Genomic DNA, 6,321 nt, shown 5'->3' with positions numbered 1-6,321 from the left:
GTAGCCGAGGCGGAGGTCGAGCTTTTCAAGCTTTGCCACGACCTCAATTTCGACCGGTGGTTTGAAACTCATCACAGTGCTGATGGAATCACCCTTCTTGAGAACGACCGGCATGTTTTTGGGTTTTGGGGTGACCTTTTGGTCCTGCCAATCCCCGTCCAAGACAGCCGGTTGTTCAGCATAGTTTTTGGCCAGTTGTCTTGCCTCCAGGGCCGCGTCAGCCTTGCCTGAGCGCACCATTTTGACGGCCAGAGCCTCAAGCTGCCGCACCATTTCCTTCTGCAGTGGCTCAATTTTTCTCTGCATGGAGGTGCGAAGCGCCTGCACAGCGTCGAGGTATTTTTTTCGCAGGGCGGCAAGTTCACGCAGCTTGGGCGGGAGTTGGGGCAGGTCTCCCCCGGTGTTTGCCGCCAAGGCCGCTTTCTCTGTCCGCAGCGCTTCCGCTTCATCCAGCTTGCCCTTCAGAGTAGCGCTCTGCTGGGCACGGTCCAGCGCCTGAGTGTAGCTTTGGTCCAGTTCCTCCTGAGCTTTCAAGAGCGGAGTTTGCACTTCAGAGGATACCTTGGTCTTGTAAGCGAGCAGGAGAGAGGCGAGTTCAGGATCGGGAGACGTCTCTTGCGCTCTCAGGGTGCAGGCGGTCAGTGTGAGCGCGGCGGTGAAGACGCAAAAATTTCGGAAGGTGGAACACATGATGGAGGAAAGAGCTGGGAACGTAGGACCTGCGGTATCTTATCCACTGATTTGAGGCAGCTAAGCGTAAGCACTTATAGAAGAAGTCGCAATTTTTAAGTCAAGCCAGCATCGGGTTAAAGATAATACTTACCTGTGATGAGGCAACGCGAGCAGCCACAAGCTTACCATGCTCATGTCTCGGGGAGACGCCGCATGATCGGGATCAGATGATGCTCTGAGCGACCATCCGCATCTCAAACACCGTCTCGTCCTCTTTTGAACTGACGAGCCGCAGTTCTGCACCGTTTGCACGGGCGAGTTCGGTGGCGATGTTGAGGCCGAGGCCGAAGCCGTCTGTCTGCCGGGTGTGGGCTTTGTCTCCACGGAAGAAGCGCTCGAAGAGGCGCTGCTGATTCTCCGCCGGAATGGCGGGGCCCGTGTTGGTGACGGCAAAGACCGCCTGCGCCTCCTGCCGGGAAAGCCGCAGGATGACACGGCCCTGCGGGCGGTTGTATTTGACGGCGTTGCTCAGCAGATTTTGAAACACCTGCTGCAGCAGGGCGCGGTCTGCATGCACTGTGATGCCGGGCTCGATGTGATGTTCCAGCGTGAGCCCGGCCTGCTCGCAGAGGATTTCTCCGTCTTCGATAAGGCGCTCAAGATCAAGGCTGAGGTCGTAGCTTTCGGGGTGGGTTGGCAGAAGACGCCCGGCGTCGGCCTGGGAGAGCAGCAGGAGACTTTGCGTGATCTGCTTGAGGCGGGAGGCTTCTTCAAAGAGGGAGACAAAACGCTCATGTTCCGCGCTGCCGGGAGTGGTGTGGCGCACGGCGTCATCCAGATCTGCCAGCATGATGGCGAGCGGGGTTTTCAGTTCGTGGGAGGCGTCTGCAGTGAAGCGTGCCGCCTGCTGAAAGCTGCCTTCGAGGCGCTGCATCATGCCGTTGAGCACGTCGATGAGCTGCGCGAACTCGCGGTTGTCGTCACGCTGCACCGGAATGCGCTCTGCCAGATCACTCGCCGTCAGGCGCTGCGCGGTGCTGACGACGCGTTCCAGCGGACGCATGGCCTGTCGGGAAGTCCACAGCGCACCGAATCCGGCCAGCACGAGGCCCAGGGTTCCAGCGCCCACGTACCACCAGGCCATGCGGTTGATCTCCGCATAAAAATCTGTGAGCGAGAGGCCGATGAAGATGGTGTACGTCGGGCTGCTGAAGGCCCCAAAGCGCCAGTCGGTGCCGCCGGAGCGTGCGGTGAAGGTGGTAGGCTCCCGCACCATGGGCATCTGCGGACGGAAAGGCAGTTCATGTTCTTGAGGAGGTGGGGGCCTGCCAAATCCCGGCGTGCCGAGCAGATCGTCAAATTCATTTTCCATCCGTGGCGGCGGTGGTTCGCGCCGCCGGCCGCTGGGTGGGCCGGGGCCTCCGCCAAGTCCTGCGCGCCCGATTTCTTCCTGCGTGGGAAAGTAACTGCGGAAGTACACGTCGAGATCTTTGGGCGCGTTGGGCGTGGCGAAAAGCGTTTCCCCTTCCGCATGCTCCTTCACCACCAGCACCGCATGGGTGGCATTGTGTTCCGCAGAGGTGCCAAAGACCAGATCGGCGATCATTTTGAACTGCTCATCGGTTGTGTAGGGGTCGATGCGGTTCCAGACCCGCTGGGCGGGAGCGATGATGCGGTCATCGATGCTGCGTTCCAGCGTACGGCTGGCATACCACCAGGCGGCAGCACCAAAGCCCGCCACCAGCGTCCCTGCGACGATCATGGTCTGCAAGGCTAGGCGTGTGCGAAAGCTGCGGATATTGGCCGGGGCGTTCATGCGAATGCGCGAACTCTCATGCGAAGAGCGGGGATGCGCACGAAGATAAACGCCAATTAATGTTCGTGCGCAGTCGGGTGTCATGCGCGGTTGCTCCAATATCAGCATAGCAACCCCATCGCCCGCCATGCACCTCGGAGAAGACCACGCCGCCAGTTACACCACAGATTCATCCGCCCACAATGCAGCCTCCATGCTCTACAGCCGTCACTGGCCGGTGCTCTGCGCATTCGCGCGGGCACGTGGCTGTGAAGTACACGATGCCGAAGACGCCGTGCAGGAGCTGTTTGCCAAACTCGTGGCCCAGGGTCAGCACGAGCGCGCGGCGGCTATCGCGGACCATGGCGAGCAGGCGGCGTTTCTCTTTGCCCGGCTGCGCACACATTTGATCAAGCGCTGGCAGCACCGCACACGGCAGCGCCGCGGTGGTGGCGTAGCGTGCTTTTCTCTCAGCGATGAAAATGGCGTGAACATCGATGTGGCAGATGCTCATCCCACCCCGGACAAGGAACTGGACCGCGACTGGGCGAGGGGAGTGATCGAGAGAGCGCTGCATTCCTGCAGTCTGGAACTGCATGCGCAAGGGCGGGCCTATGTCTGGGACTGTCTTGAAGAAAACCTCGTCAGAGGCTGCCGCTCTGCATATCCGCAGAGCGGTGCACTCCGCACAGCTTTACACCGTGCCAAACGGCGGCTGCGGGCGTTGATCCTGACCGAATGCCGCGAGGATGAACACACCCTGCATGCCGTGCTGGCGTGAGGCAGCGCCCGGACGGGGTCAGCGGAAGATGCCGCGTTTCGGCGGTGATTCTTCGAGCTGCTTTTTAGCCTCTTCAGCACGGAGTTTTTCCGCCGTGTCCTTATACCACAGCGGGCCGTTGACTTTGAAGTTGTAGATCAAGTCGCGGAAGTCGGTCATCAAGCGCTGATCGTTCATGAGCGCACCGAGCAGGCCTTTGCCGGATGATATGTTGGCACCAACCACAGCGAATGTGTCAGCAGCCTTTTTGATTGATCGCAGGGATTCATCGGCAGTCGCCATAACCTTGTCAGCCTTGGCGATGGCAGGGTCGAGCTTGTCAAACATGGGGCCGAGCTTCTTGCTCGACTCCTCCAAGTTTTTTGCGGCACCTTTGAAGCTGGTGGCGGCGTCTTTGAGTTCGGCGAGCGCAGTCTTGAGGGTCTGTGCATTTTCTTCGCCCAGCACCTTGTCGTCCACCCGCTTGAGGGTGCTGTTGAGGCGCTCCATGCCCTCCTTGAAATTCTGAATCGTGGCGTCGGAGAGGGCATCCTTGTTCACCTTGCCCATGGCCCCTTGGACGTCTTTGAGTGCGACGCGTACATCATCCAAGACCACATCGACTTTTTTTGCCACCTTCTCGGCCTGGCTTTGCAGGTCATTGAGCCCGCCGCCTTTTTCACCTTCGATGATCCTGTCATAATCATGCGGCAGGAAGACATCTGTTTGTTTGCCAGTGGGTTTGATTTCCACCAGGGCGTCACCCATCAGACCGGCGGAGCCGATGCCAAAGGTGGCATCGGCAGGGATCATGACGTCTCTGAAGAGTTCGAGGTCGAGGATGATACCGGTGAAGGTGTCGTTGAGCTTAGGTTTCTTGTCCACCTTGCCCACGCGTGAGCCGCCGAGGAAAACGGGGGAGCCTTCTTTGATGCCGGCCGCGTTTGGAAAGGAGACTTGCAGATGGTAGGTGTCCTTGAAAACTTCGCGCACACGTCCGAACATAAGGACGAGGCCACCGAGCAGGAGCAATCCGATAAACAGAAAGAGTCCGACGAGCATTTCGGTTTTTTTGTCGCTGTCGATCATGGGATGGGAAGAGTGGGGGTGGAAAGGGGCGGGTTCAACCGGTGATGTCGGAATGGCCGTTGATAAAGTCCTGCACGACTTGGTCGGTGGACTCACGCAATTCCGTGGGCGTGCCCAGAAAACGAATTTCGCCCCGGTAGAGCATGGCCACACGATTGGCGATCTTGAAGACGCTGCGCATGTCGTGGGTGACGATGATGGAGGTAATGTTGAAGCGACGCTGCATGCGCAGAATCATTTGATCGATGACGTCGGAGCCGATGGGGTCGAGCCCGGAGTTGGGCTCGTCGTAGAGGATGCACTCGCTGTGGTCGATGATGGCACGGGCAATTCCGGTGCGTTTGCGCATGCCGCCCGAAAGGGCCGTGGGGAATTTATTCCGGTGTTCATCAAGGTCCACCGCCTGGAGGGCTTCGCGCACGCGGCGGTCGATTTCCGCACGATCACGCACGCCGTGTTCCAAAAGCGGGAAGGCCACGTTTTGCTCGACCGTGAGATTGTCAAAGAGCGCCGCCCCTTGGAAGAGCATGCTGACCTTCTTCCGAATGGGGGCCATCTCGCGCTCCTTCAGCCGGTTCACCTGCACGCCGTCAACGAAGACCTCGCCGCTGTCGGGTTTGATCAATCCGATGATGTGCTTGAGCGTCACCGTCTTTCCCTCGCCGCTGGGACCGATGAAGCAGAGCGTCTCTCCATGCTGGATCGTGAGGTTGATGTTCAGCAGCACCTGCTGGCTGCCAAAGCGCTTGCTGACGTTTTTCAACTCAATGAAAGCATGGGGGCTGCTGTTGCCAGCAGCAGGGGCATGAGTCGTGCGTGTGATTGATTCAGCCATGGCTTAGACGGTGCCAATCGGGAAGATGTAGTTGAGCAGGATGGAGAGGAAGAAATTGACGATAAGAAGCACCAGCGAGGAGATGACCACGGCGCGGGTGGTTCCCAGACCGACGCCCACAGCACCGTTTTCTGCCGCAAGCCCCTGATGGCATGAGATCAAAGTGATGAGCATGCCAAACACGAAACCTTTGATCATGCCAATGCTGAGATCTTCCATGTTCGTGTGATCGAGCATGTGGGTGAGATACCATGCGGAGGGCATGTCATAGCCAAAGCTTGTCACCAGGTAAGAGGCAAACAGGCCGAAGGAAATGCTTTCTGCCACGAGAAAGGGCATGGAGATCATCATCGCCAGAAAGCGTGGCAGGACGAGGAAATCGACCGGATGCACGCCCATGACCCGCAGGGCATCCACCTGTTCGGTGACTTTCATGGTACCGATGTCGGCAGCCATCGCCGCACCTACGCGACCGGCGACCATCAAACCGGCCAGCACGGGCCCCAGCTCACGACAGAGCGCGACCGAAACCACCGCGCCTACCGTGGTCTCAAAACCGAATTCTTTGAACTTAGCGTAGCTTTGAAAGGTGAACACCGCGCCGGTAAAAGCGCCGGTCACAATGACCACCGCCTGTGAGCCATATCCGATGGCGACGATCTGCTGCGCGACGAGCTTGAGACGCCACGCACCGGAGCGGAAAGCGATCAGCAGCTCATGCATCAGTGCAGTGATCTGCCCGAGATAGACTAAAAAATGTAGGAAGGTGCGGCCCGGAAGGGCAAGCAGGCCGGAGGGGAAATCCATTGCGGTCCGACCATCGCATGTTGTGGCCTGAAGGCAAATAACGGAACCGCTGAGAGGGAAATGAAAAGCCCCGCCTGGAGAGAATCCAGACGGGGCAAAGATATTGAACGGCTGCTTGTAGTAACGAATGCTACTGCGGCGGCACGCGGAAGAGCTTGCCGGTGTAGGGGCACTTGACTTCCATACCGACGGGCAGGCCGGTGACGTCCACCAACTGATGCTTCGCGGCGAACGGGCTGTTCACGAAACCAGGGCGGCCAGCGATGGGCGATCCGTAAGGCAGCTCAGCGACCGCAGGGGTGGGGGCGGGGGTGGGAGCAGAGGGAGTCACCGAAGGGGCGCTTGGCTCGGGCTGGGTCATGG

The 6,321-nt window shown here is 59.1% G+C and carries 6 protein-coding genes and 1 pseudogene; 1 reads left to right on the top strand and 6 read right to left on the bottom strand.

What is annotated here, in order from left to right:
• Positions 1-690 (bottom strand): hypothetical protein (locus tag PSV43_RS03795; protein WP_300193941.1); only part of this gene is annotated, 690 nt, incomplete at its 3' end.
• A 205-nt stretch (positions 691-895) separates the two neighbouring features.
• Complete coding sequence (locus PSV43_RS03790) at positions 896-2,488, bottom strand: ATP-binding protein (protein WP_300193940.1); 1,593 nt, start codon at positions 2,486-2,488, stop codon at positions 896-898.
• Positions 2,489-2,615: 127 nt separating this feature from the next.
• Here PSV43_RS03790 and PSV43_RS03785 point away from each other — a divergent pair, with 127 nt between their 5' ends.
• Complete coding sequence (locus PSV43_RS03785) at positions 2,616-3,248, top strand: hypothetical protein (RefSeq protein ID WP_300193938.1); 633 nt, start codon at positions 2,616-2,618, stop codon at positions 3,246-3,248.
• An 18-nt stretch (positions 3,249-3,266) separates the two neighbouring features.
• Here PSV43_RS03785 and PSV43_RS03780 read toward each other — a convergent pair whose 3' ends face one another.
• The 4 genes and pseudogenes from PSV43_RS03780 to PSV43_RS03765 form a co-directional block, all read right to left on the bottom strand.
• Positions 3,267-4,316, bottom strand: coding sequence for an MlaD family protein (locus PSV43_RS03780; RefSeq protein ID WP_300193936.1), 1,050 nt, complete (start codon positions 4,314-4,316; stop codon positions 3,267-3,269).
• Between the two features lie 34 nt (positions 4,317-4,350).
• The gene (locus PSV43_RS03775; protein ID WP_300193934.1) at positions 4,351-5,151 is read right to left on the bottom strand and encodes an ABC transporter ATP-binding protein; all 801 of its coding nucleotides are present in this window, start codon (positions 5,149-5,151) and stop codon (positions 4,351-4,353) included.
• A 3-nt stretch (positions 5,152-5,154) separates the two neighbouring features.
• Positions 5,155-5,958 carry an ABC transporter permease gene (locus tag PSV43_RS03770; RefSeq protein ID WP_300193932.1) on the bottom strand — a complete coding sequence of 268 codons (804 nt, stop codon included), beginning with the start codon at positions 5,956-5,958 and terminating at the stop codon, positions 5,155-5,157.
• A 130-nt stretch (positions 5,959-6,088) separates the two neighbouring features.
• A pseudogene (locus PSV43_RS03765) lies at positions 6,089-6,321 on the bottom strand (hypothetical protein); the annotation flags it as partial.

The sequence above is a fragment of the Prosthecobacter sp. genome (genome assembly GCF_029946185.1).
GTDB lineage: Bacteria > Verrucomicrobiota > Verrucomicrobiia > Verrucomicrobiales > Verrucomicrobiaceae > Prosthecobacter.
The sequence above is the reverse complement of the archived record's forward strand: the minus strand, read 5'-3'. Positions and strand labels throughout refer to the sequence as shown.

Bases quoted from the DNA above. Each gene is read 5' to 3' on its own strand.
- PSV43_RS03790 (WP_300193940.1), bottom strand. From the start codon at position 2,488: ATGAACGCCCCGGCCAATATCCGCAGCTTTCGCACACGCCTAGCCTTG.
- PSV43_RS03785 (WP_300193938.1), top strand. From the start codon at position 2,616: ATGCACCTCGGAGAAGACCACGCCGCCAGTTACACCACAGATTCATCC.
- PSV43_RS03780 (WP_300193936.1), bottom strand. From the start codon at position 4,316: ATGATCGACAGCGACAAAAAAACCGAAATGCTCGTCGGACTCTTTCTG.
- PSV43_RS03775 (WP_300193934.1), bottom strand. From the start codon at position 5,151: ATGGCTGAATCAATCACACGCACGACTCATGCCCCTGCTGCTGGCAAC.
- PSV43_RS03770 (WP_300193932.1), bottom strand. From the start codon at position 5,958: ATGGATTTCCCCTCCGGCCTGCTTGCCCTTCCGGGCCGCACCTTCCTA.